This window comes from Micromonospora sp. NBC_00617, from assembly GCF_045161355.1.
Taxonomy (GTDB): Bacteria; Actinomycetota; Actinomycetes; order Mycobacteriales; family Micromonosporaceae; genus Micromonospora.
Map to the genome: position 1 here is coordinate 588,337 of NZ_CP107751.1, position 22,790 is coordinate 611,126.

20 protein-coding genes, 1 tRNA gene and 1 pseudogene are annotated in these 22,790 nt (G+C 69.9%); 13 read left to right on the forward strand and 9 right to left on the reverse strand.

Annotated elements, in window-relative coordinates; all coding sequences use genetic code 11:
- Positions 1 to 7 precede the first annotated feature (7 nt).
- On the reverse strand, positions 8 to 1,447 hold the full coding sequence (locus tag OG505_RS02775; RefSeq protein ID WP_405430742.1) for a pyridoxal-dependent decarboxylase: 1,440 nt from the start codon (positions 1,445 to 1,447) through the stop codon (positions 8 to 10).
- 250 nt (positions 1,448 to 1,697) lie between these two features.
- On the opposite strand from OG505_RS02775, the gene OG505_RS02780 reads away from it, so the two are divergent.
- Positions 1,698 to 3,983, forward strand: a complete 2,286-nt coding sequence (locus OG505_RS02780) for a cellulose binding domain-containing protein (protein WP_405430744.1) — start codon at positions 1,698 to 1,700, stop codon at positions 3,981 to 3,983.
- Positions 3,984 to 4,182: 199 nt separating this feature from the next.
- Here OG505_RS02780 and OG505_RS02785 read toward each other — a convergent pair whose 3' ends face one another.
- Entirely contained in the window at positions 4,183 to 5,205 is a 1,023-nt protein-coding gene (locus tag OG505_RS02785; RefSeq protein ID WP_405430746.1) for an LLM class flavin-dependent oxidoreductase, read from the reverse strand.
- 33 nt (positions 5,206 to 5,238) lie between these two features.
- On the reverse strand, positions 5,239 to 5,718 hold the full coding sequence (locus OG505_RS02790; RefSeq protein WP_357809976.1) for an Lrp/AsnC family transcriptional regulator: 480 nt from the start codon (positions 5,716 to 5,718) through the stop codon (positions 5,239 to 5,241).
- A gap of 83 nt (positions 5,719 to 5,801) precedes the next feature.
- On the opposite strand from OG505_RS02790, the gene OG505_RS02795 reads away from it, so the two are divergent.
- Positions 5,802 to 6,980, forward strand: a complete 1,179-nt coding sequence (locus tag OG505_RS02795; RefSeq protein ID WP_405430748.1) for a trans-sulfuration enzyme family protein — start codon at positions 5,802 to 5,804, stop codon at positions 6,978 to 6,980.
- 107 nt (positions 6,981 to 7,087) lie between these two features.
- Here OG505_RS02795 and OG505_RS02800 read toward each other — a convergent pair whose 3' ends face one another.
- On the reverse strand, positions 7,088 to 7,837 hold the full coding sequence (locus OG505_RS02800; protein WP_405430749.1) for a transcriptional regulator: 750 nt from the start codon (positions 7,835 to 7,837) through the stop codon (positions 7,088 to 7,090).
- 32 nt (positions 7,838 to 7,869) lie between these two features.
- A tRNA-Leu gene (locus OG505_RS02805) sits at positions 7,870 to 7,945 on the reverse strand.
- 96 nt (positions 7,946 to 8,041) lie between these two features.
- On the opposite strand from OG505_RS02805, the gene OG505_RS02810 reads away from it, so the two are divergent.
- The 11 genes from OG505_RS02810 (at position 8,042) to polA (ending at position 20,464) form a co-directional block, all read left to right on the forward strand.
- Positions 8,042 to 8,662 (forward strand): ANTAR domain-containing response regulator, encoded by a 621-nt coding sequence (locus tag OG505_RS02810; protein WP_405434351.1) that lies wholly within the window; start codon positions 8,042 to 8,044, stop codon positions 8,660 to 8,662.
- A gap of 13 nt (positions 8,663 to 8,675) precedes the next feature.
- Positions 8,676 to 9,848, forward strand: coding sequence for a hypothetical protein (locus tag OG505_RS02815; protein ID WP_405430750.1), 1,173 nt, complete (start codon positions 8,676 to 8,678; stop codon positions 9,846 to 9,848).
- Positions 9,849 to 10,105: 257 nt separating this feature from the next.
- Entirely contained in the window at positions 10,106 to 11,260 is a 1,155-nt protein-coding gene (locus OG505_RS02820) for a branched-chain amino acid ABC transporter substrate-binding protein (protein ID WP_405430751.1), read from the forward strand.
- A gap of 107 nt (positions 11,261 to 11,367) precedes the next feature.
- Positions 11,368 to 12,318, forward strand: a complete 951-nt coding sequence (locus OG505_RS02825) for a branched-chain amino acid ABC transporter permease (protein WP_405430752.1) — start codon at positions 11,368 to 11,370, stop codon at positions 12,316 to 12,318.
- On the forward strand, positions 12,315 to 13,424 hold the full coding sequence (locus OG505_RS02830) for a branched-chain amino acid ABC transporter permease (protein ID WP_405430753.1): 1,110 nt from the start codon (positions 12,315 to 12,317) through the stop codon (positions 13,422 to 13,424). The genes OG505_RS02825 and OG505_RS02830 overlap by 4 nt, the downstream gene beginning before the upstream one ends.
- A gap of 46 nt (positions 13,425 to 13,470) precedes the next feature.
- Positions 13,471 to 14,262, forward strand: a complete 792-nt coding sequence (locus tag OG505_RS02835) for an ABC transporter ATP-binding protein (RefSeq protein WP_405434352.1) — start codon at positions 13,471 to 13,473, stop codon at positions 14,260 to 14,262.
- On the forward strand, positions 14,252 to 14,962 hold the full coding sequence (locus OG505_RS02840; RefSeq protein ID WP_405430754.1) for an ABC transporter ATP-binding protein: 711 nt from the start codon (positions 14,252 to 14,254) through the stop codon (positions 14,960 to 14,962). The genes OG505_RS02835 and OG505_RS02840 overlap by 11 nt, the downstream gene beginning before the upstream one ends.
- A 34-nt stretch (positions 14,963 to 14,996) precedes the next feature.
- Positions 14,997 to 15,902, forward strand: a complete 906-nt coding sequence (locus OG505_RS02845; RefSeq protein ID WP_405430755.1) for an ABC transporter substrate-binding protein — start codon at positions 14,997 to 14,999, stop codon at positions 15,900 to 15,902.
- Positions 15,903 to 15,908: 6 nt separating this feature from the next.
- A complete protein-coding gene (locus OG505_RS02850; RefSeq protein ID WP_405430756.1) occupies positions 15,909 to 16,883 on the forward strand; it encodes an amino acid ABC transporter permease in 975 nt (324 codons plus the stop codon).
- Positions 16,884 to 16,936: 53 nt separating this feature from the next.
- Positions 16,937 to 17,689 (forward strand): amino acid ABC transporter ATP-binding protein, encoded by a 753-nt coding sequence (locus OG505_RS02855; RefSeq protein ID WP_405434353.1) that lies wholly within the window; start codon positions 16,937 to 16,939, stop codon positions 17,687 to 17,689.
- 75 nt (positions 17,690 to 17,764) lie between these two features.
- Positions 17,765 to 20,464 carry a DNA polymerase I gene (gene polA / locus OG505_RS02860; protein ID WP_405430758.1) on the forward strand — a complete coding sequence of 900 codons (2,700 nt, stop codon included), beginning with the start codon at positions 17,765 to 17,767 and terminating at the stop codon, positions 20,462 to 20,464.
- Positions 20,465 to 20,647: 183 nt separating this feature from the next.
- Here polA and OG505_RS02865 read toward each other — a convergent pair.
- From OG505_RS02865 to OG505_RS02880, 4 genes and pseudogenes are all read right to left on the reverse strand, one after another.
- A pseudogene (locus OG505_RS02865) lies at positions 20,648 to 20,992 on the reverse strand (DUF3140 domain-containing protein); the annotation flags it as partial.
- The gene (locus OG505_RS02870) at positions 20,979 to 21,200 is read right to left on the reverse strand and encodes a DUF2945 domain-containing protein (protein WP_405430760.1); all 222 of its coding nucleotides are present in this window, start codon (positions 21,198 to 21,200) and stop codon (positions 20,979 to 20,981) included. The gene OG505_RS02870 and the pseudogene OG505_RS02865, both read right to left, overlap by 14 nt.
- Before the next feature lie 53 nt (positions 21,201 to 21,253).
- Positions 21,254 to 21,856 (reverse strand): Uma2 family endonuclease, encoded by a 603-nt coding sequence (locus OG505_RS02875; protein WP_405430761.1) that lies wholly within the window; start codon positions 21,854 to 21,856, stop codon positions 21,254 to 21,256.
- A 57-nt stretch (positions 21,857 to 21,913) separates the two neighbouring features.
- On the reverse strand, positions 21,914 to 22,720 hold the full coding sequence (locus OG505_RS02880; protein WP_405430762.1) for a class I SAM-dependent methyltransferase: 807 nt from the start codon (positions 22,718 to 22,720) through the stop codon (positions 21,914 to 21,916).
- Between the last annotated feature and the right edge of the window lie 70 nt (positions 22,721 to 22,790).

The following is a 22,790-nucleotide window of genomic DNA, read 5'->3' on the forward strand; positions in this document are numbered from 1 at the left end:
GCGCGGGTTAGCGGGTGGGGAGCTTGTCGGCCGTCTCGGCGAGGAGCGTCCACGCCTCGTCGACGTGCGCCTCGGTGGTCTGCGGTGCGCCGACGGCCAGCCGCAGCGTGTAGCGGCCGGTCACGCGGGTGTGGGTCAGGTGGACACGTCCGGAGCCGTTGACCTGGGCCAGCAGCTCGGCGTTGGTGTCGTCGTCGGCGCGCAGCCGGAAGCAGACCAGCGAGAACGGGTGCGCCGCGGCCAGCTCGAACCGGTCGTCGGCGCGGACCCGGTCGGCGAACCGGGCGGCCAGCGCCACACCGGAGCGGATGTGGGCCCGCAGCCCCTCGGCGCCGTACCAGCGCAGCACGAACCACAGCTTCAGGGCCCGGAAGCGGCGACCCAACGGCACCTGCCAGTCCCGATAGTCGATCACCGCCCCGGACTCGGAGGCGGCGTTGCGCAGAAACTCCGGGAGCACGGTCAGCGCTTCGATCAACTCGGCCCGGTCGGCCACCCAGAACGCGTCGCAGTCGAAGCCGGTGAGCAGCCACTTGTGCGGGTCGAAGCAGTAGGAGTCCGCGTACTCCAGGCCGGCGTGCGACCAGCGCAGCTCGGGGCAGACGGCGGCGGCGCCCGCGTACGCCGCGTCCACGTGCAGCCAGATCCCGTACTCGGCGCAGATCGCCCCGATCTCGGGCAGCGGATCGACGGCGGTGGTGGAGGTGGTGCCGATGGTGGCGACGACGATGGCGGGTAGTTCCCCGGCGGCCAGGTCCGCCTCGATCGCGGCCCGCAGCGCGTCGGGGCGCAGTGCCTGGGTGTCCGGGTCCACGTCGATCGACCGGATTCCGTCGCCGCCCAACCCGGCGATCCGTACGGCCTTCTCGATCGAGGAATGCCCGTGCACGGAGGTGTACGCGCGATAGCGCCGGTCGATGCCGGTGACGCGCCAGCGGCCCGCGCTGGCGCGGTGCAGCGCGGCGAGGGTGGCCACCAGGGTCGCCGAGGAGGCCGAGTCCTGGATGACGCCGCCGCCGGCGCCGGTCGATCGGAAGCGTTGCGGCAGGTCGAGGAGCTGGGCCAGCCAGTCCATCATGACCGTCTCCAGCTCGGTGCAGGCCGGGCTGCTGGCCCACAGCATGCCCTGCACGCCGAGCCCGGAACTGACCAGGTCGCCGAGCAGGCTCGGGCCGGAGGTGTTCGCGGGGAAGTAGCCGAAGAAACCCGGATGCTGCCAGTGGGTCAGCCCCGGTAGGACGATCGCGTCCAGATCGGCCAGGACCGCCTCGACCGGCTCGCCGCCGGTGGTGGGCGGCGCGCTCGGCAGGGCCTCGGCCACGGTCCCGGGCGGGTCGGCCGGGGCGACCGGCCGCTGGTGCAGCGTCGTCCAGTAGTCGGCGATCCAGTCGACGACGGCGTGGCCGGCGCGGCGGAACTCGTCCGGGTCCATGTGCGGGGCGCTCACCGTACGAGTTGATCAGGCATCCCCACCGCGGGGCAAGAGCACACGGTTCACGGCAGGGTGTGACAACCGTCAATATTGCGGAGCGGAAAGCGCTTGCCCTACGATGCGGCTGAGCCGGATCCGCGAGTTCCAGGGCGTGTCACCCCGACCAGATCGCCGTTCGTCGCCGCGGCGGCGGGCCGTTCACCGTGCTTCCCGGGCAGGGCAGGTGGACCACAGCGGTCATCACCGGACCCTCCGGAGGCAGTTCATGCACCCGTTACGACAACGGCTGATCCTGCTGGCCGCGTCGACGGCCGCCGCCGTCGTGGCCGGCACCGTCGGCACGGTCGTCGCCTCGGCCGCCGCCGTCGGCTGTCGCGTCGACTACCAGGTCACCAACCAGTGGCAGGGCGGCTTCGGCGCCAACGTCACCATCACCAACCTCGGCGAGGAGGTCAACGGCTGGGCCCTCACCTGGTCGTACGCCGCCGGCCAGCAGGTCACCCAGGCGTGGGGCGCCACCGTCACCCAGTCCGGCGCCCAGGTGACCGCGCGCAACGTCGACTACAACGGTGCCCTCGCCACCAACGGCACCGCCTCGTTCGGCTTCAACGCCTCGTGGACGAGCAGCAACCCGGCGCCGGCCAGCTTCGCGCTCAACGGCGTCACCTGCACCGGGGCGCCGGCCACCGACGGTCCGACCACCCCGCCACCGACCACCCCACCGCCCACGACGCCACCGCCCACCACGCCGCCCCCGACCACTCCACCGCCGACGTCGCCGCCACCCACCACGCCTGCGCCCGGGGCGAAGCAGATGGAGAACCTGGACCGAGGATTGATCAGCGTCCGTTCCGGCAGCGGCAACCTGGTGTCCTGGCGGCTGCTCGGCACCGAGACCTCCGGCGTGGCGTTCAACCTCTACCGGGGCTCGACCAGGGTCAACGCCACCCCGATCACCGGCGCCACCAACTATCTCGACAGCGGCGCGGCGGCCGGGTCGGCGTACACCGTGCGGGCTGTGGTGGGCGGCGCCGAGCAGGCGGCGTCCGCGCCCGCCCTGCAGTTCGCCAACGGCTACCTGGACGTGCCGTTGCAGGTGCCGGCCGGGGGCACCACCCCCAGCGGGGAGAGCTACACCTACAGCGCCAACGACGCCTCCGTCGGTGACCTCAACGGCGACGGCACCTACGAGATCGTGCTCAAGTGGGATCCGTCGAACGCCAAGGACAACTCCCAGTCCGGCTACACCGGCAACGTCTACGTCGACGCGTACACCCTGACCGGCACCCGGTTGTGGCGGATCGACCTGGGCCGCAACATCCGCGCCGGCGCCCACTACACCCAGTTCCAGGTGTACGACTACGACGGCGACGGTCGCGCCGAGGTCGCCATGAAGACCGCCGACGGCACCCGCTCCGGCACCGGCCAGCTCATCGGTTCGTCGTCGGCGGACTACCGCAACTCCAGCGGCTACGTGCTCTCCGGCCCGGAGTACCTGACCATGTTCAACGGCCAGACCGGCGCGATCGCATCCACCGTCAACTACGACCCGCCGCGTGGCACCGTGTCGTCCTGGGGCGACTCGTACGGCAACCGGGTGGACCGGTTCCTCGCCGGCACCGCCTACCTGGACGGGCAGCGTCCCTCGCTGATCATGGCCCGTGGCTACTACACGCGGGCGGTCGTCGCGGCGTGGGACTTCCGCAACGGCACGCTGACCAAGCGCTGGACGTTCGACTCGAACGCCTCCGGCAACGGCGCCGCCGCCGGTCAGGGCAACCACCAGCTCTCGGTAGCCGACGTCGACGCCGACGGCCGCCAGGAGATCGTCTACGGCGCCGCCACCATCGACGACAACGGGCGGCTGCTCTACTCGACGGGCAACGGGCACGGCGACGCCCTGCACGTCGGGGACCTCGACCCGGGCCGCGCCGGCCTGGAGGTGTTCAAGGTCGACGAGGACGCGAGCAAGCCCAGCTCCTGGTTCGCGGACGCCCGTACCGGTCAGATCCTGTGGTCCACGCCGGCTTCCGGCGACAACGGCCGGGGCGTCTCCGCGGACATCTGGGCGGGCAGCCCCGGGGCGGAGTCGTGGTCGGCGGCGGCCTCCGGCCTGGCCAACACGCGCGGGCAGAACGTGGGGCGCAAGCCGTCGTCGATGAACTTCCTCGCCTGGTGGGACGGCGACCCGGTCCGCGAGCTGCTGGACGGCACGAAGATCGACAAGTACGGCACCAGCGGCGAGACCCGGCTGCTCGACGGCAGCGGAGTGGCGTCCAACAACGGCACCAAGTCGACGCCGGCGCTCTCCGGTGACCTCCTCGGCGACTGGCGTGAGGAGGTGATCTGGCGGACCACCGACAGTCGGGCGTTGCGCATCTACAGCACGCCCACTCCGACCAGCACCCGGATCCACACCCTGATGCACGACCCGCAGTACCGGGTGGCGATCGCGTGGCAGAACACCGCCTACAACCAGCCGCCACACCCGGGGTTCTTCATCGGCGATCAGATGGCCAGCCCACCCACCCCGAACATCTACCTGCGTTGATCTGACAGTGGCGGTCCTGATCGGGGTCGCCTAAGGTGGCAGGCACCGGGCCGCAGCCGCGGAATCCGCACAGCTGCAGCCCGGTGCTCCACACCGCGGCATTTCCGACCCGTCCCGACCGGGAATGCCGTACCACCACCGGCACCAACATTAGGCACCGTCCGGGTCGCGGGGGTGACGCTGACGTGAAGATCGTGTTTCACGCGTCCCGGCGCAGACCCCCCGCCACCTGCTCGGCGATCAACTCGTACGACCGCACCCGGTCGGCGACGTCGTAGACCAGGGTGGTGAGCATCAGCTCGTCCGCGCCGGTGCGCTCCTGCAGCTCGGTCAACTGTCGGCGTACCGTCCCCGGCGAGCCCAGCGCCTGACCGTCGCGCCGCTGCAGCACGAACTCCCGCTCGATCTCGGTGTACGGGTAGGCCGCCGCCTCGTCGGGCGTCGACAGCGGCTCCGGTCGACCGGAGCGCAGCTTGAGAAACGACAGCGCGCTCGGCCCGGCCAGCCACTCGGCCCGCTCGTCGGTCTCGGCGCAGACCGCGTTGACGGCCACCATCGCGTACGGCTTGTCCAGCCACTGCGACGGCCGGAAGTTCTGTCGGTACAGCGCCAGCGCCGGCAGCGTGTTCGCCGAGCTGAAGTGGTGCGCGAACGAGAACGGCAGACCCAGCAGGCCGGCCAGTTGGGCGCTGAAGCCGCTGGAGCCGAGCAGCCAGACGGCCGGCTGCTCACCCCGGCCCGGGGTGGCGATGATCTGCCCCGGTTTCTCCCCGCTGAAGTAGTTCATCAGGTCCGCCAGCTCACGCGGGAAACCCTCCGCCGACAGGCCCTCCATGGTGCGCCGCAACGCCAGCGCGGTCACCTGGTCGGTGCCCGGGGCCCGCCCGATGCCCAGGTCGATCCGACCGGGGTGCAGCGCCTCCAGGGTGCCGAACTGCTCGGCCACCACCAGCGGCGCGTGGTTGGGCAGCATCACCCCGCCCGAGCCGAGGCGGATCGTCGACGTGTTCGCCGCCAGGTGCGCCAGCAGGACCGCCGGCGCGGAGCTGGCGATCGCCGGCATGTTGTGGTGCTCGGCCACCCAGAACCGGTGGTAGCCCAGCGCCTCGGTGCGGCGGGCCAGCTCGGTGGTGGCCTGCAGGGCCGCGCCGGCGGTGGTCCCGCGAGCGACCGGGGCAAGATCAAGAACAGACAACGGTACGGTGATCACACGCAGTGCCAACTCCCTGGCCTGCCCGTTCATTCCGACCGCCGCTCACCCCATCCCGCGGGCCTGCTCGAAGATCAGACTTGTCTGGGTGTGCTGCACCACCGGATCAACCGCCAGATGATCCAGCACGAAGTCCCGCAACGCGTCACCGGATGCCGCCCGCACGTGCAGCACGTAATCCTCCGCACCGGCCACGTGGAACACCGACACCACCCCGGGCAGGCGCACCGACCGGGCCCGGAACGCGTCCACCGCCGCCCGCTCGTGCGCGGTCAACCGCACCGACACCAATGCCTGCAACGGCAGACCCAGCGCGGCCGGATCCACCTCGGCGTGGAAACCGCGGATCGCCCCGCGCTCGCGCAACGCCCGCGTCCGCGTCAGGCACGTCGACGGCGCCACCCCCACCCGCTCGGCGAGCGCGTTGTTCGGCAGCCGGCCGTCCGCCGCCAACTCGGCGAGGATCGCGCGGTCCACCTCGTCCAGGGCCGGATACGGCCGCACATCGTTCGGCTCAGGGGGCATCCCGCCATCATTCCCCGAATCCGCCACCAAAACCAGGCTGCCTGACAGAATGATCTGTCGAACTATTGCCCGCCAGGCGGTAGATGTTCGACGCTACCGGCATGACGACGGTGGACACCCGGGCCGTACACGCCGGCCGCGACGACCTGCGCACGCTCGGCGTGCACGTGCCCCCGATCGACCTCTCCACCACCAACCCACTGCCCTCGGTCGACGACGGCGGCAACGCCTACGAACAACTCGCCACCGGCGGCACCCTGCCCGCCGACGGCAGCGCCGTCTACCAGCGGCTCTGGAACCCCACCGTCGCCCGCTTCGAAACCGCCCTCGCCGAGCTGGAGGGCACCGCCCAGGCCGTCGCCTTCGCCAGCGGCATGGCCGCCCTCACCGCCACCCTGCTCGCCGCCACCCGCGACGGCCACCGCCACATCGTCGCCGTCCGGCCCCTCTACGGCGGCACCGACCACGTCCTCGCCACCGGCCTGCTCGGCACCACCGTCACCTGGGCCCACCCCGACGAGGTCGCCGCCGCCATCCGCCCGGACACCGCGCTGGTCGTCATCGAGACGCCCGCCAACCCCACCCTCGACCTCGTCGACATCGCCGCCCTCGCCACCGCCGCCGGCGACGTACCCCTGCTCGTCGACAACACCGTCGCCACCCCCGTGCTGCAACAACCCGCCCGGCACGGCGCCGCCCTCGTCCTGCACAGCGCCACCAAGAGCATCGGCGGGCACGGCGATGTCCTCGCCGGCGTCGTCGCCTGCGACGCCGACTGGGCCGTGCGACTGCGTCAGGTCCGGGCGGTCACCGGCGCGATCCTGCACCCCCTCGGCGGCTACCTGCTGCACCGCGGCCTGCAGACCCTCCCGCTGCGGGTCCGCGCCCAGCAGGCCACCGCCGAGAAACTCGCCGGCTGGCTCGCCGACCACCCCGCCGTACACCGGGTGCATCACCCCTCGGTGTACGACCCGGCGGCGCTGGTCGGCCGGCAGATGGCCGGCCCCGGCAGCCTGCTCGCCTTCGAGGTACGCGGCGGCGCGTCCGCCGCCGCCACCGTCGCCGCCGCCTGCCAACTGATCACCCACGCCGTGTCCCTCGGCGGCGTGGACACCCTCATCCAGCACCCCGCGTCGCTCACCCACCGGCCCGTCGAGGGCGACGCGAAGCCCGACGGCGCGCTGCTGCGCCTCTCCGTCGGCCTGGAGGACCCCGACGACCTGCGCGCCGACCTCGCCCAGGCGCTCGACACACTCGCCTGACCAAGGGCGCCCCGCACGGGGCATCCCATGGATGCACGCCGACGAGGTCAACAAGGCGATCATGGACTTCATCGGCGCGCCGGCCATGGCTCGGGCGTAGGCGGCGGTCAGGACTTCGGGCCGACGTGGCGGTCCAGTGTGGCGACTGCTCCTCGCCGCGCCACCGAGAGCGAGTTGTGTCGGTTCATCCGCCAGGCGATGCCGAGCAGGTCGAGGCCCCACTGGCACAGCTCCATGATGTCGGCCGACTCGTTGACGAACATGTAGCGCGGATAGACGTATGCCTTGCCGCGCACGGTAACTCGGTTGGCGAACCGGCAGCCGTCCGAGTGGAACAGGCCGCGCAGGAAGTCGCCCGGGTGCGCAGCAACGAGATTGCGCTGCCAGTCGGCCAGGATGATTGGCCGTTCGTGTTTCTTGCCGGGGCCGTGCTGAGGAAGCAGACACGGCCAGTGCTTACCGGAGCTCTGCACGCTGACGCACCCGGGCTGCTGGACGCGCTGCACCTTCGCGGCGAGCACCTGCCGCATACTTGCGTCGCACGCCTCGATCAAGCCTGGCCAGCTGCTGCTGCACGCGATGCGCAGCACCGGAACCCGAGCGGTGGTGACGAGATGCCCGTCGCCCAGGTAGAGGCCGAGCAGGTACAGGTATGCCGACGGATCTGTCTGATTCTTGACGTCGGACCGGCAGCGAAAACAGCGTAGTGCGGTGTCGTGCCTTCTTGGCTCATCCCGCTCCCTGCACCAGCCCCGGACGGTTGGGTAGGGAAGTCTCAGGCGTCGGGCGACCTCGGCGACCGTGAGGCCGGCGAGGTGCTGCTGCCGCGCCTGTATGCGCAGTTCAGGTGGATGCACAAAATGAGTTTGGAACAGCTGTACGACAAGTTTGGTGCCCCCGGTGGGATTCGAACCCACACTGTATGGATTTTGAAACCATTGTCTCTGCCGTTGGACTACAGGGGCCTTCAGTTTCCCGCCTTGGATAGGTTACCTACTACGCTGAGGGCGGTGACACCCGGCTGGGCGGGTGTCGAGTTCGAGCTGGTGGGGGTAGGGCTGGTGGCTGAGATGCCGACGGATACCGAGCGCAGGCGCGTACTGATCGCCGAGGACGAGGCGCTGATCCGGCTGGACCTCGCCGAGATGCTGGTCGAAGAGGGTTACGAGGTGGTGGGGGAGGCCGGTGACGGTGAGACCGCCGTCCGCCTCGCCGAGGAGTTGAAGCCCGACCTGGTCATCCTCGACATCAAGATGCCGATCATGGATGGGCTGGCCGCCGCCGAGCGCATCGCCGGTGCCCGGATCGCCCCGGTGATCATCCTGACCGCGTTCAGCCAGCGTGACCTGGTGGAGCGGGCCCGGGCGGCGGGCGCAATGGCGTACCTGGTGAAGCCTTTCCAGAAGAGCGACCTGGTCCCGGCGGTGGAGATCGCGCTGTCGCGCTACTCCGAGGTCGCGGCACTGGAGGCCGAGGTCGCGAGCCTGACCGACCGTCTGGAGATCCGCAAGGCGGTGGAGCGGGCCAAGGGCGCGCTGATGACCACGTACGGGATGACCGAGCCGCAGGCGTTCAAGTGGATCCAGCGCACGGCGATGGACCACCGGATGACCATGAAGGAGGTCGCGGAGCGGATCCTCGCGGAGACCGCCGACGGGGAGGAGACCCTGCCAACCTCCTGACCGGCATCGAAACGTGTCGCGGCGGATGGGGGCGGTGCTCGGCGTTCTCGCCGTGCTGGTGGCCGCCTGCGGCTCCTCCTCGGCCTGTCCCGACTGCGCGAAGCCGCGACCGGTCCGGCCGCATTGGCAGTCGGTGGTCCTGCCGGCCACGCCAGGTGCGCCGGGTCGACCGGCGCTGCGCGACGCCACCGCCTGTGCCGGCCGGTGGTACGTGGTCGGCGGCGTGGTCGATCAGGCCGGGGAGACCCGCCCGGCCGCCTGGAGCAGCCCGGACGCCATTTCCTGGGTGCCGCTGCCGACGGCGCCGGTGACGTTCTACGGCCGGCAGCACATGCTCTCCGCGGCGGCCTGCCGGGACGGGCGGCTGGCGGCGGTCGGGGCGAAGAGCGGGGGCGCGCACGGCAATCCCCGCATCGGCACCTGGCGGCAGGCGCCGGACGGCACGCTGCATGAGGTGGACGCGCCCTTCGAGCGGTACGCGGGGCCGCGCGCGGTCAACGTGGCCCGGCTGGCGGCGGGGCCGCAGGGCTGGTTGATCGCCGGTAGTCGGATCGACGGGGCGGCGGTCTGGATCTCCCCGGACGCGACCGGATTCGTGCTGGTGGAGGGCGCACCGGAACTGGCCGGTGACGAGCGGGGGCGAACGGCGGCGTACGACGCGGTCGCCGTTCCGTCGGGCTGGTTGGTGGTGGGCGCGCTGCTGCCGCCCGGGGGTACCGCGCTGGCGCCGCTGGCCTGGTTCTCGGCGGACGGCCGGAGTTGGCGGCGGGCCGCCCTGCCGGTGGTCAACGGGCGGGGGCAGGCGCAACGGGTGGCGGTGCTTGGCGACGTGCCGGTGGCGGTGGGGCCGGTGCGGGCCGGATTCGGCAGTTGGCGGCTGACCGCGCAGGGCTGGCGGCCGGCGGGCGGTTTCGGGGCGGCCGGACCGGGTGTGGCGTCGGCGGCCGGGCTGCTGGCCGTCGGGCCGGGGTTGGTGGCGGTGACGAGGGACGGGGACCGTCACGGACTGTGGCTCTCGGTCGATGTGGGCGAGTCGTGGCGGTCGATGGCCATGCCGCAGCCGGTACCCGATAGCGGAGACACCGCGGTCGCGGTGACCTCGACGGGAGATCGACTGCTGCTGGTGGCGGACGACGGGAAAACGTCGCGTGCCTGGTGGGCGGGGGTATCAGACGTCGATCGGTAGGTGGCGGAAGGCCGTTGGCCATTGTCGACGAGGCAAAGGTGAAGATGCCTCATAGCCGAAGGTTCTTACAGCGATCGGCTCCAATCAGCCACGGCGTGTAACGGTTCGGTCAACCCGCTCGATTGGGGCTTACGTCACAGCTTCACGGTGGGATAACGTCCGGCCCCAGACCGGCGACGACGGTCTGGTTCGTCCGCCCCCGCAAGGGCCAATAACCAGCGGGTGGTTCGGACCATGGGACGAGGAGGGTTCGGGCCTTGAGGCAGAAGCTCGCGCGTGTGATCGGTGGAGTCGCCATGGTGGCGCTCGTCGCCGGCGGAACCGCATGCTCCAGTGGCGAAGAGTCGGCCGGGGGTGACGCCTGCGGCAGCAAGATCGCATTCTTCGGCGCGCTGACCGGCAGCTCCGCCGCGCTCGGCATCAACGAAAACAACGGTGTCAAGCTGGCCGTCGACAAGTACAACAAGGAGAACGCCGACTGCAAGGTCGAGCTGGTTCCCCTGGACTCGCAGGGCAGCCCGGACCAGGCGCCGGGTCTGGCCCAGAAGGCCATCGACGACGCCAAGATCCTGGGCATCGTGGGCCCGGCCTACTCGGGTGAGACGGAGGCTGCCGGTCCGCTGTTCAACGAGGCCGGTCTGGTCGCCGTCACCGCCTCCGCGACCAACCCGACCCTGTCGAAGCAGGGTTGGAAGACCTTCTTCCGCGTGGTCGGCAACGACTTCAGCCAGGGTCCGGCGGCCGGTACCTACATCAAGAACGTGATGAAGGCCGACCGGGTCTACGTCATCGACGACCAGTCTGCCTACGGCGTCGGCCTGGCCGACGAGGTCAAGAAGGTGCTCGGCTCGGCGGTCGTCGGCTCGGACAAGGTCCAGGGCGAGGGCAAGCAGACCGACTTCTCCGGGGCGGTCACCAAGGCCAAGGCCGCGAACGTCAAGGCGATCTTCTACGGCGGCTACTACCAGGAGGCTGGCCTGATCCGTAAGCAGCTCACCGCTGCCGGGGTCACCGCTCCGATGGTCGCGGGCGACGGCGTCAACGACGGCGCCTACATCACCTCCGCCGGTGAAGCGGCGGCCGAGGGCACCATCCTCACCTGCCCGTGCCAGCCCGCCACCGAGGCGCGTGGCACCTTCGGCCAGGACTACAAGGCGCTCAACGGCACCGACCCGGGCACCTACAGCGACACCGCCTACGACGCCGCGAACATCCTGCTCGCCGGCATCAAGGCGGGCAAGACCACCCGCGAGGGCCTGCTGGAGTTCGTGAAGGGCTACACCGGCGAGGGCGTCGCGGCGAACTACAAGTTCGTCGAGGGCGGCGAGCTCGACCCGGCGCAGGTCAAGGTCTGGGCCTTCAAGGTCGTCGGTGGCAAGGTTGTCCCGGACCAGGAGATCCCCAAGTCCTGATGTTGGTCGCTGCTACGGCGATTGAGTTGTGATCGCGGGTGCGGCCGGGAGCTGCTCGCTCCCGGCCGCACCTTTATTCCCTCTCCAGACGTGATGGAGCGTCCTCCTTGGACTTCAATGGACTGTTCTCCAACTTCGGAGAACTCACCACGACCGGCTTGACCCAGGGCGCGATCTACGCCCTGGTCGCCCTGGGCTACACGCTGGTCTACGGCGTGCTGAGACTCATCAACTTCGCTCACTCCGAGGTGTTCATCGCCGGCGCGTTCGCGGCGATCTGGACCTGGAACGGCTTTGGACTCGACCAGAACTCGCAGGTCAGCGGGGTCGGCTCGATCCTGTTCTACCTGCTGGTTGCGGTGATCGTCGCCGCCATCGCGTCGGCGGGCACCGCGACGGTGATCGAGCGGGTGGCGTACCGGCCGTTGCGTAAGCGCAACGCGCCGCCGCTGGCCTTCCTGATCACCGCGATCGGCGCCTCGATCGCGATCTCCGAGGCGTTCGGCATCTGGACCCGCCGACGGCCCGAGGGCGCGCCGAGCCTGGTGAGCGGCAAGCCGCTGTTCGAGGTCTTCGGCGTGCCGATCGACGCGGTGCAACTGCTGACGATCGGCGCGGCGCTGCTGATGATGGTCCTGCTGGACCTCTTCATCAACCGCAGCCGCACCGGCCGGGGCATCCGTGCCGTGGCCCAGGACGCCAACACCGCCGCGCTGATGGGCGTGAACAAGGACCGGATCATCCTGATGGTCTTCATCACCGGTGGCGCCATGGCCGGTGTGGCCGGTCTGCTCTACGACGTGCGGATCCAGACCCTGACCTACAGCGTCGGCTTCCTGCTGGGGCTCAAGGCGTTCACCGCCGCGGTGCTCGGCGGCATCGGCAACCTGCGCGGGGCGCTGGTTGGTGGCCTGCTGCTGGGCGTGGTGGAGAACTACGCCGCCGGCCTGTTCGGCAGCCAGTGGAAGGACTTCGCCGCCTTCGCGGTGCTGGTGGTGCTGCTGATGTTCCGGCCGACCGGTCTGCTGGGCGAATCGCTGGGGAGGGCACGGGCATGACGACCGTCCTGGAGAGGGTGCGCTCCGGCCGCGAGGCGGTCGGGCAACGGTGGCACGGCGCGCCGCGCTGGGTGCGCTGGGCGCTGCTGGTCGCGGTGATCGCGTTCTTCTACGCGCTGCCGAACAAGGAGTTCTACCAGTACCTCGGGCCGATTCCGACCCCCGGTGCGAACTTCACGCAGGTGCTCTTCACCGTCTCGATCTACGTGCTGTTGGCCGTCGGGTTGAACATTGTGGTCGGTTTCGCCGGCCTGCTCGACCTGGGCTACTTCGGCTTCTTCGCCGTCGGCGCGTACACCGTCGCGGTGCTGACCTCGCCGAGCAGCAACATCAAGACGCTCTGGCCGTGGCTGCTCGTGGTGCCGCTGGCGATCGGGCTGACCATGCTCTCGGGCGTGATGCTCGGTACGCCGACGCTGCGCCTGCGCGGTGACTACCTGGCGATCGTGACGCTCGGCTTCGCCGAGATGATCCGGATCGCCGCGGTCAGCTCGGACTTCCTCAAGGGCCAGCGGGGCTTCAACCAGATCCCGCACCCGCCCGGCAAGTACGCCGACGGCAAGCCGTTCTTCGGCGTGCTGGACGCCCGGCCGTACTACTGGCTGGTGCTCACGCTGATCATCGTGGTGGTGATCGGGGTGCGGAACCTGACGCACAGCCGGGTCGGCCGGGCCTGGATCTCGATCCGGGAGGACGAGGACGCCGCCCAGCTGATGGGCGTGCCGACGTTCAAGTTCAAGCTCTGGGCGTTCGCCTCGGGTGCCGCGATCGCCGGCCTGGCTGGCGCGCTCTTCGCGGGTAAGCAGAACTTCGTCAACTCGCAGAACTTCGAGCTGCTCAACTCGATCATCATCCTGGCTGCGGTGATCTTCGGTGGCTCGGGCAACATCGTCGGCGCGATCGTCGGCGGTGGCCTGGTGGCGTACATGATCGAGCGTTTCCGCGGCCTCGAGCTGTTCGGCGTGGAGCTCTACGAGTACCGGTTCCTGTTCTTCGGCCTGGTGCTGGTGATCATGATGATCTTCCGGCCGGAGGGCCTGATCCCGAACCGACGACGGGCGGCGGAGTTCAAGGACCGCCGCAAGGAGGTGATCGTCGGTGAGTGACACCGATCAGACGCCGGCTGTTCCAGCGCAGGCCGGCCCGCCGGCGATGGAGGCGTCCCCCGACCGGGAGCCGCTGCTGGAGGTCGACAACGTCACGCTGCGCTTCGGCGGCGTGGTGGCGCTCGACAACGTCAACTTCACCCTCTACAAGGGGGAGATCCTGGGGTTGATCGGTCCGAACGGGGCTGGCAAGACCACCTGCTTCAACGCGATGACCGGCATCTACCAGCCCACCCAGGGTGAGATCCGGTTCCGTGGCGGCAGGATCAGCGGCAAGAAGCGCCACCAGATCACCCAGCTGGGCATGGCCCGAACGTTCCAGAACATCCGGCTGTTCCCCGAGATGACCGCCCTGGAGAACGTCCAGGTCGGCGCGGACGCGCACCACAAGACCAGCGTGATCTCCGCGCTGTTCCGGCTGCCCCGGCACCGGCGCGAGGAGCGTGAGGGGCGGGAGAAGGCCGAGCGACTGCTGGAGTTCGTCGGTATCCGGCACCGGCTGCACGAGTTCGCCCGCAACCTCTCCTACGGGGAGCAGCGGCGGTTGGAGATCGCCCGGGCGCTGGCCACCGATCCGGTGCTGCTCTGCCTGGACGAGCCGGCCGCCGGCTTCAACCCGGCGGAGAAGGAGGAACTGCTCAAGCTCATCCGGCAGGTCCGGGACACCGGCGTGACCGTGCTGCTGATCGAGCACGACATGCGCCTGGTCATGGGCGTCACCGACCGGATCGTCGTGCTGGAGTTCGGAAAGAAGATCGCCGAAGGGCTGCCCGCCGAGGTGCGGGACAACCCGAGGGTGATCGCGGCGTACCTGGGGGTTCCGGACGATGTTGCTTGAGATCGACGATGTGAGCCTGCTTTACGGGCGGATCCAGGCGTTGCACGGCATCAGCCTGACCGTGGCCGAGGGGGAGATCGTCGCGCTGATCGGCGCCAACGGCGCCGGGAAGTCGACCACCATGCGGGCGATCTCCGGGATCCGGCCGATCGCCACCGGCAGCATCCGCTTCGAGGGCGAGGACATCTCCAAGCTCCGAGCGGACCTGCGGGTCCGGCGGGGGCTCTGCCAGGCGCCCGAGGGTCGGGGGATCTTCCCCGGCATGTCGGTGCTGGAGAACCTGGACATGGGGGCGTACACCCGGCGCGACCGGGCCGGGATCGCCCAGGACCTGACCCGGGTGCTCGATCTCTTCCCCAGGCTGGCGGAACGACGTAAGCAGCACGGGGGTACCCTCTCCGGCGGCGAGCAGCAGATGCTGGCGGTCGGTCGGGCGTTGATGAGCCGGCCCAAGCTGCTGTTGCTCGACGAGCCCTCGATGGGGTTGGCGCCGATGTTGATCCAGCAGATCTTCGACATCATCAAGGAGATCAACGAGCAGGGCACCACCGTCCTGCTGGTGGAGCAGAACGCGCAGCAGGCGCTGGCTCGAGCGCACCGGGCGTACGTGCTGGAGACCGGCAGGATCGTCAAGAGCGGAACCGGTGCCGAGCTGCTGCACGACCCGGCGGTCAAAGAGGCATACCTCGGCGTGGCCTGAGCGGCCGTCACACCCCTCACGCAAGGAGCAGGACATGTTCAACATCAGTGGTGGCCGCCGGGCGGCCGTCGGGTTCACCGGCGCCGTGCTGCTGGCCGTGTCGGTCGCCGGATGCGGCGACAAGGAAGCCACCGAGCAGCCCGGCGCGGGCCCGTCCGTGACCGCTGCTGCGGACTCGGCGCTGGCCGGGAAGGTGCCCGACGCGATCAAGGCGGACGGCAAGATCGTGATCGGCAGCGACACGTCCTACGCACCGGCCGAGTTCCTCGACACCGACGGCAAGACGGCCATCGGGTTCGACATCGAGCTGTTCACCGCGGTCGCCGCGAAGCTGGGGCTGAAGGCGGAGTTCGTCTCCGCGGACTTCGGCGCCATCATCACCGGCGTGAGCTCGGGCAAGTACGAGGTCGGCGTCTCGTCGTTCACCGTCAACGACGAGCGCAAGGCCCAGGCCAACATGGTCAGCTACTACCAGGTCGGCACCCAGTGGGTGACCAAGAAGGGCAACCCGGCCGGCGTCTCGATCGACAACGCCTGCGGCAAGAAGGTCGCCGTGCAGAAGGACACCGTCCAGGTCGAGGACATCGAGAAGCGGTCGAAGGCGTGCACCGACGCCGGCAAGCCGGCGATCACCATCGAGCAGTTCCCGGGCCAGGACGCGGCGACCGCCGCGGTGGCCTCTGGCAAGGACGACGCGATGCTGGCCGACTACCCGGTCGGGGTGTACGCGGTGACCCAGTCCGAGGGCGCGCTGGACCTGCTCGACAAGATGTACGAGGCGGCGCCGTACGGGTACGTGGTGGCCAAGGAGCAGACCGCGTTCGCCGAGGCCGTCCGGGACGCGACGAAGGCGCTGATCGCGGACGGGACGTACCAGACCATCCTGGACAAGTGGAAGGTCGGGGACGGCGCGATCACGGACCCCGCGATCAACCCGTAACGCGCCATGACAACCGACGAAGAGACAACCGTACGGGCGCGGCCGGAGCCGATCAAGGCCGTGCCCGTGCGGCACCCCGGCCGCTGGGCCGCCATCGCGGTGCTGGCGGTCCTGGCGGCGATGTTCGTGCATCTGCTCGTCACGAACGACAAGTTCAAGTGGTCGTTCATGGTCGACAACATGTTCCGGCCGCCGATCATCGAGGGAGTGCTGCGCGGCACGGTGCTGATGACCATCTGCGCGATGCTGCTGGGGGTGTCCCTGGGCATCGTGGTGGCGATCATGCGGCTCTCGACCAACCCGATCCTGCGGGTGGTCGCCTGGCTCTACACCTGGGTCTTCCGGGCGGTGCCCCGGCTGGTGCTGCTGGCCGTCTTCGGCAACCTCGGCATCCTGTGGAGCCGGATCGAGTTCGGCGTGCCCTTCGACACCCAGCTCGGCCAACTCTTCGGGATCGACAACCTGCAGCTTCGGGCCTTCGGGTTCACCTCCCGGGACGTGCTGACCGGCTTCGTGGCCGGTCTGCTCGGGCTGGCGCTCTCCGAGGCGGGCTACATGGCGGAGATCGTGCGAGCGGGCATCCAGTCGGTGGACGAGGGGCAGAGTGAGGCGGCCGCGGCGCTGGGCATGAGCCGGGGCCAGATCCTGCGAAGGGTCGTGCTGCCGCAGGCGATGCGTGTGATCATCCCGCCGACGGGCAACGAGACCATCGCGATGCTGAAGGACACGTCGCTGCTGATGGCCGTGCCGTACAGCATGGAGCTTTTCTTTCAGCTCGACGCGGTGGGTAAGCGCACGTTCCAGATCTTCCCGATGTACGTCGCGGCCGTTCTCTGGTACCTCTTCCTGGCCAGCATCCTGCTGCTCGGGCAGTACTTCCTGGAGCGGCACTTCGCCAAGGGATACGGGCGGACCGAGCGGGCGCGGATCCGGCTCCGTACGCTCGGCGCGGAATACGGCGGCGGAGGAGGTACACATTGACCGGGCAGCTCATTCCCGCCCAGACGGGCACGCCCGCGGTGGAGTCCGGCCTGATGGTCCGGGCCGAGCAGGTGCACAAGTCGTTCGGGCCTCTCGAGGTGCTCAAGGGCATCGACCTCGAGGTCCGGGCCGGCGAGGTGTGCTGTCTGCTCGGGCCCTCCGGCTCGGGCAAGTCGACGTTCCTGCGCTGCATCAACCACCTGGAGAAGATCAACGCCGGACGGATCCGGGTGGACGGCGACCTGATCGGCTACCGGGAGCGCGGCGGCAAGCTGCACGAGCTGCGGGAGAAGGAGGTGGCCGCGCAGCGCCGGGCGATCGGCATGGTGTTCCAGCGGTTCAACCTCTTTCCGCACATGACCGCCCTGCAGAACGTGGTCGAGGCGCCGGTGCTGCTGCGCCGGGCGAAGAAGGCCGAAGCCCGGGAGCGGGCCGCGCAACTGCTGGAGCGGGTGGGGCTGGGCGACAAGCTCGGGGCGTACCCGGGTCAGCTCTCCGGCGGCCAGCAGCAACGGGTGGCGATCGCCCGGGCATTGGCCATGCGGCCGAAGCTGATGCTCTTCGACGAGCCGACCAGCGCCCTGGACCCGGAGCTGGTGGGCGAGGTCCTGGACGTGATGAAGGGTCTGGCCCGCGACGGGATGACCATGATCGTGGTGACCCACGAGATCGGCTTCGCCCGGGAGGTCGGCGACTCGTTGGTCTTCATGGACGACGGCGTGGTGGTGGAGTCCGGCGACCCGCGCGAGGTGATCGCCAACCCCCGGCACGATCGGACGAAGGCGTTCCTGGCCAAGGTGCTCTGAGCCGTACCCGGCACGGTCGTCCGACGGCCGTGCCGGTGTCCCGGTCTGTCGTAGCGGCGGACTAGAGTCGCTGCCGTGACAGCTACGACGCCGCGCCTGCTCCTCGTCGACGGACATTCCCTGGCATATCGGGCGTTCTTCGCCCTGCCGGTGGAAAACTTCTCCACCACGACGGGTCAGCCGACCAACGCGGTGTACGGCTTCACCTCGATGCTGATCAACGTGTTGCGCGACGAGCAGCCCACCCACATCGTGGTGGCCTTCGACGTCTCCCGCCGTTCCTTCCGCACCGACAAGTACGCGGAGTACAAGGCCGGCCGCAGCGAGACCCCGACCGACTTCAAGGGTCAGGTCAGCCTGGTCAAGGAGGTCCTGGCCGCGCTGCAGATCCCGGTGGTGGAGAAGGAGGGCTTCGAGGCCGACGACGTCATCGCCACGCTCGCCTGCCAGGCCCGCGACCAGGGCATGTCGGTGCTGATCAGCAGCGGTGACCGGGACGCGTTCCAGCTGGTCGGCGACCAGGTCACCGTCCTCTACCCGCGCAAGGGTGTCTCCGACCTGGCCCGGATGGACCCGGCGGCGATCGAGGCGAAGTACGGCGTCGGGCCGCAGCAGTACCGGGACCTGGCCGCGCTGGTCGGCGAGACCAGCGACAACCTCCCCGGCGTGCCGGGCGTGGGCCCGAAGACCGCCGCCAAGTGGATCACCATGTACGGCGGGGTGGAGGGCGTGATCGCCCGCGCCGACGAGATCAAGGGCAAGGCCGGCGACAGCCTGCGAGAGCGGCTCGCCGACGTGATCCGCAACTACGAGATCAACTGCCTCATCACCGACCTCGACCTGCCGCTTCGCCCGGAGGACACCCGCTGGACCGGTTGGGACCGGGAAGCGGTGCACCAGGTCTTCGACACCCTCGAGTTCCGCATCCTGCGCGACCGTCTCTACCAATACCTGGAAGCGGTCGAGCCGGAGGCCGAGTCCGGCTTCGACCTCACCGGCGAAGTGCTGACCGAGCCCGGCACACTGGCCGGCTGGCTGACCACGCACGCCCCGACCGGCACCCCGGTCGGGTTGGCGGTCAAGCTCGACACCGGCCCCAACCGCCGACACAGCGCCTCGATCACCGGTCTGGCGCTGGCCACCGCCGGGGGTGCGGCGGCCTGGGTTGACCCGGCCGGGCTCGACCCGACCGACGAGGGCGCCCTCGCGGGCTGGCTGGCCGACGCGCAGCGGCCCAAGGTGCTGCACGACAGCAAGCCGGCGGTGCTGGCCTGCGCCGCACACGGCTGGGACCTGGCCGGCATCGTCCGCGACACCCAGATCGCCGCGTACCTGGCCCGTCCCGACCAGCGGTCCTACGACCTGACCGACCTGGCCCTGCGCTACCTGCACCGCGAGCTGCGGGTGGACGCGCCCGAAACCGGGCAGCTCACGCTCGACGGGCTGGGCGACGAGGGGGTGGCCGAGCAGAACCTCATGCTCCAGGCCCGCGCCACCCTCGACCTCGCCGACGCGATCGACGCCGAGCTGTCCCGCGACGGTGAGCAGTCCGCGCGGCTGATGGCCGGGGTGGAGCTGCCGCTGATGCGGGTGCTCGCCGGGATGGAGCGCACCGGCATCGCCGCCGACACCGACTACCTCTCCGAGCTGGAGGCGCACTTCGCCGCCGAGGTGAAGGCCGCGGCGCAGGGCGCGTACGAGGCGGTGGGCCGAGAGTTCAACCTCGGCTCGCCCAAGCAGTTGCAGGAGATCCTCTTCACCGAGCTGGGCCTGCCGAAGACCAAGAAGATCAAGACGGGCTACACGACCGACGCCGACGCCCTGCAGTGGCTCTACGCGCAGCAGCCGCACCCGGTGTTGGCCCACCTGCTGCGCCACCGCGACGTCGCCAAGCTCAAGTCGACAGTGGACGGCCTACTCAAGTCCGTCTCCGACGACGGCCGGATCCACACCACCTTCAACCAGACGGTGGCGGCCACCGGGCGCCTCTCCTCGACCGAGCCCAACCTGCAGAACATCCCGATCCGCACCGAGGAGGGCCGGCGCATCCGCCGGGCCTTCGTCGTGGGCGAGGGGTACGAGTGCCTGCTCACCGCCGACTACAGCCAGATCGAAATGCGGATCATGGCGCACCTCTCCTCGGACGACGCGCTGATCGAGGCGTTCAACTCCGGGGCCGACTTCCACGCCGCCACCGCCTCGTCGGTCTTCGGCGTGCCCGTCGACGAGGTGACCCCGGACCAGCGGCGCAAGATCAAGGCGATGAACTACGGCCTTGCGTACGGGCTCAGCGCGTTCGGCCTGTCCCAGCAGCTCAACATCAACACCGAAGAGGCCCGCGGCCTGATGGAGAACTACTTCGCCGGCTTCGGCGGAGTGCGCGACTACCTGCACCAGGTCGTTGCCAGGGCCCGTCAGGACGGCTACACCTCGACCATTCTGGGTCGCCGCCGCTACCTGCCCGACCTGGTGAGCGACAACCGGCAGCGTCGCGACATCGCCGAGCGGATGGCTCTCAACGCCCCCATTCAGGGGTCGGCCGCCGACATCATCAAGGTGGCGATGCTGCACGTCGACACCGCCCTCGCCGACGCCGGCCTGCGCTCCCGGATGCTGTTGCAGGTGCACGACGAGCTGGTCTTCGAGGTCGCCCCGGGTGAGCGGGAGACGTTGGAGGCGCTGGTGCGGCGCGAGATGGGTGGGGCGTACCCGCTGTCGGTGCCGCTGGAGGTGTCGGTCGGCGAAGGCCGGGACTGGAACAGCGCTGATCACTGATTTTCTGGTTGCGGTGGGGGTTCCGGGGCAGCCCGACCCGCGCAGGGATCAAGCTTGACCGCCCGGAGCGGGTCGGGCTGCCCCGGAACCCCGACCGGGTCGCCCGGGTCGCGTTGCTGCCGGCCGTCGCCCCGTAGGTTGATCTCGGTCTGTCCTTGTTGGTGATCCCTGGTCGGTGGGTTACTTCATGGGGTCGTGGCCCCAGTTCATGAGGGACCAGCGCCACTTGGTGTCGCGGACGTCGCCGGAGGGGCGCTGGGCCATGTGCCGGCGGACGTACCCGACTACCTTGCGCATGTGCTTGTAGTCGCCCTCGGACAGGTCGTCGCGTTTGTGGCGCAACAGGTTGACGATCTTCCGCCCGGAGTCGTGCCCGACCGACTCGCCGCCGCCGGAGCGACCACCCTTGTGCCAGCCGACCTGCTTCGACTCGTCGGTCTCCAGCCAGGACGACAGCTCACCGGGCTTCATGTTCACCGCCTCGGTGAACTCCCGGTAGGTGTCGCGCCCCTCGTCACGGCCGCTCATGACGCAGCACCTCGGGTCGGTGGGCCACGTCCCGGCCCGAGTCGTCGTTGCGGATCCGGTACTGCGGCTCGTCCTCGGTCGCGTTCACGGTGTGGCCGCGTACGTGCGTCCGATCGGTCAGCTTCTCCCTGACCACGCCGTGGGCCCGGCCGCTGTGACTGGCCCAGGAGACGTGGTCACCCTCGCGGAAATCCCTCTGCTCGGCCATACGCTCCGGCTACCCGACACCGCCGGAGCGAAACGACCAGCCGAAGCGGCCGACTACGGCGTGATCTCGGCGATCGGCAGTTTGATCTCGAACGGTTCGGTCAGCTCGATCACGTCCGCGCCGTCGGCGACCAGCTCGTACTGCCGCTCACCGCCGGGCCCGACCCGGTCGCCGATCCGGTACGCGTAGACGTGCACCGGATCCTGCTCGATCCGCCAGTAAAACGGGATGCCGGCGGCAGCATATTCGCCGGGTTTGGCGAATCGGTCGATCCGTCGGGTGCCCGGCGAAACGATTTCCACAGCGAGGACGACGTCCTCCGCCCGCAGCCTAGACCGGTCGGAATGCACCTCGGCGCGGCACAACAGCACGTCCGGCTGTCGACTCGTGTTGAAGCTGAGCCCGACTCCGACCGCTTGGGCGATTCGGAGATGGCCCGGCACACGTGAGTGAAGCCATAGACGTAGGAGGAACGAGATGTCTTGATGGCCCAGGGTGGGGGATGGTGTCACCTGGATAACTCCGTCGACGAGTTCGACGCGGGGGGCGTCGTCCGGCAGGGCGAGCAGGTCTTCCAGCGTGTAGTCGGCACGCTGCTGCCGCATCGGGTCCGGACACCAGGGGCCAGGTGGTGTGGGGATGGGCTCCGCGCTCATGGGGTCGAGCCTACCGGCGATCGATGGGACAAAGGTCGCACCCAAGGTGCGACGCGCTCAGTCGGCTGGCTTTTCGGTGACGAAGATGGCGGTGCCGGGGAAGAGTCGCCCCCGCAGCGGGCTCCACTGCCCCCAGATCCCCTCGTGCCCCTGCGGCCACTCCGGCTCCACCAGGTCCAGCAGCCGGAACCCGGCGCCGACCAGTTCGCGGATCCGGTCTCCGAGGGTCCGGTGCTGCTCGACGTACGTGGCGACGCCGGCGTCGTCCTGCTCGACATAGGGGGAGCGGTCGAAGTACGAGTGCACGGCCGTCAGACCGCCCTCGCCGGGATCGTCGAGGAAGATCCAGCGCATCGGGTGGGTCACGGAGAACACCCACCGGCCGCCCGGGCGCAGCACCCGGTGCACCTCGGCGAGCAGGGCCGCCGAGTCGTCCACGAAGGGGATCGCGCCGAACGCCGTGCAGGCGACGTCGAACGACCGGTCGGCGAACGGCAGGGCGAGCGCGTCGGCCTGCACCAGCGGTACGCGTACCTTGGTGCGGTCGGCGGCCTGCGCGGCGTGCCGCAACATGCCGGCGGACAGGTCGAAGGCGACCGGCCAGGCGCCCTGGGTGGCCAGCCAGCGGGCGGCGGCCGCCGCGCCGCAACCCACCTCCAGCACCCGCCGCCCCGACACGTCGCCGAGCAGGCGGGCATCGGCCTCGCGCAGCCCTTCCGGGCACCAGACGAAGTCCACGTCGCCGAGGAACCCCCCGTGCTCGGCCTGGTAGTCGTCGGCGTCGGTGTCCCACCAGCCGCGGTTGGCCCGCCGAGCCTCGGCGTCACCCACCCGGCGCCGGGTCACCCGGCTGTCGTCATCCACGCGCTCACGCTAGGCCCCGGTCAACCCGATGGGAGCGGCGGCGCGGCCTGATCCACTCGATTTCCACGAA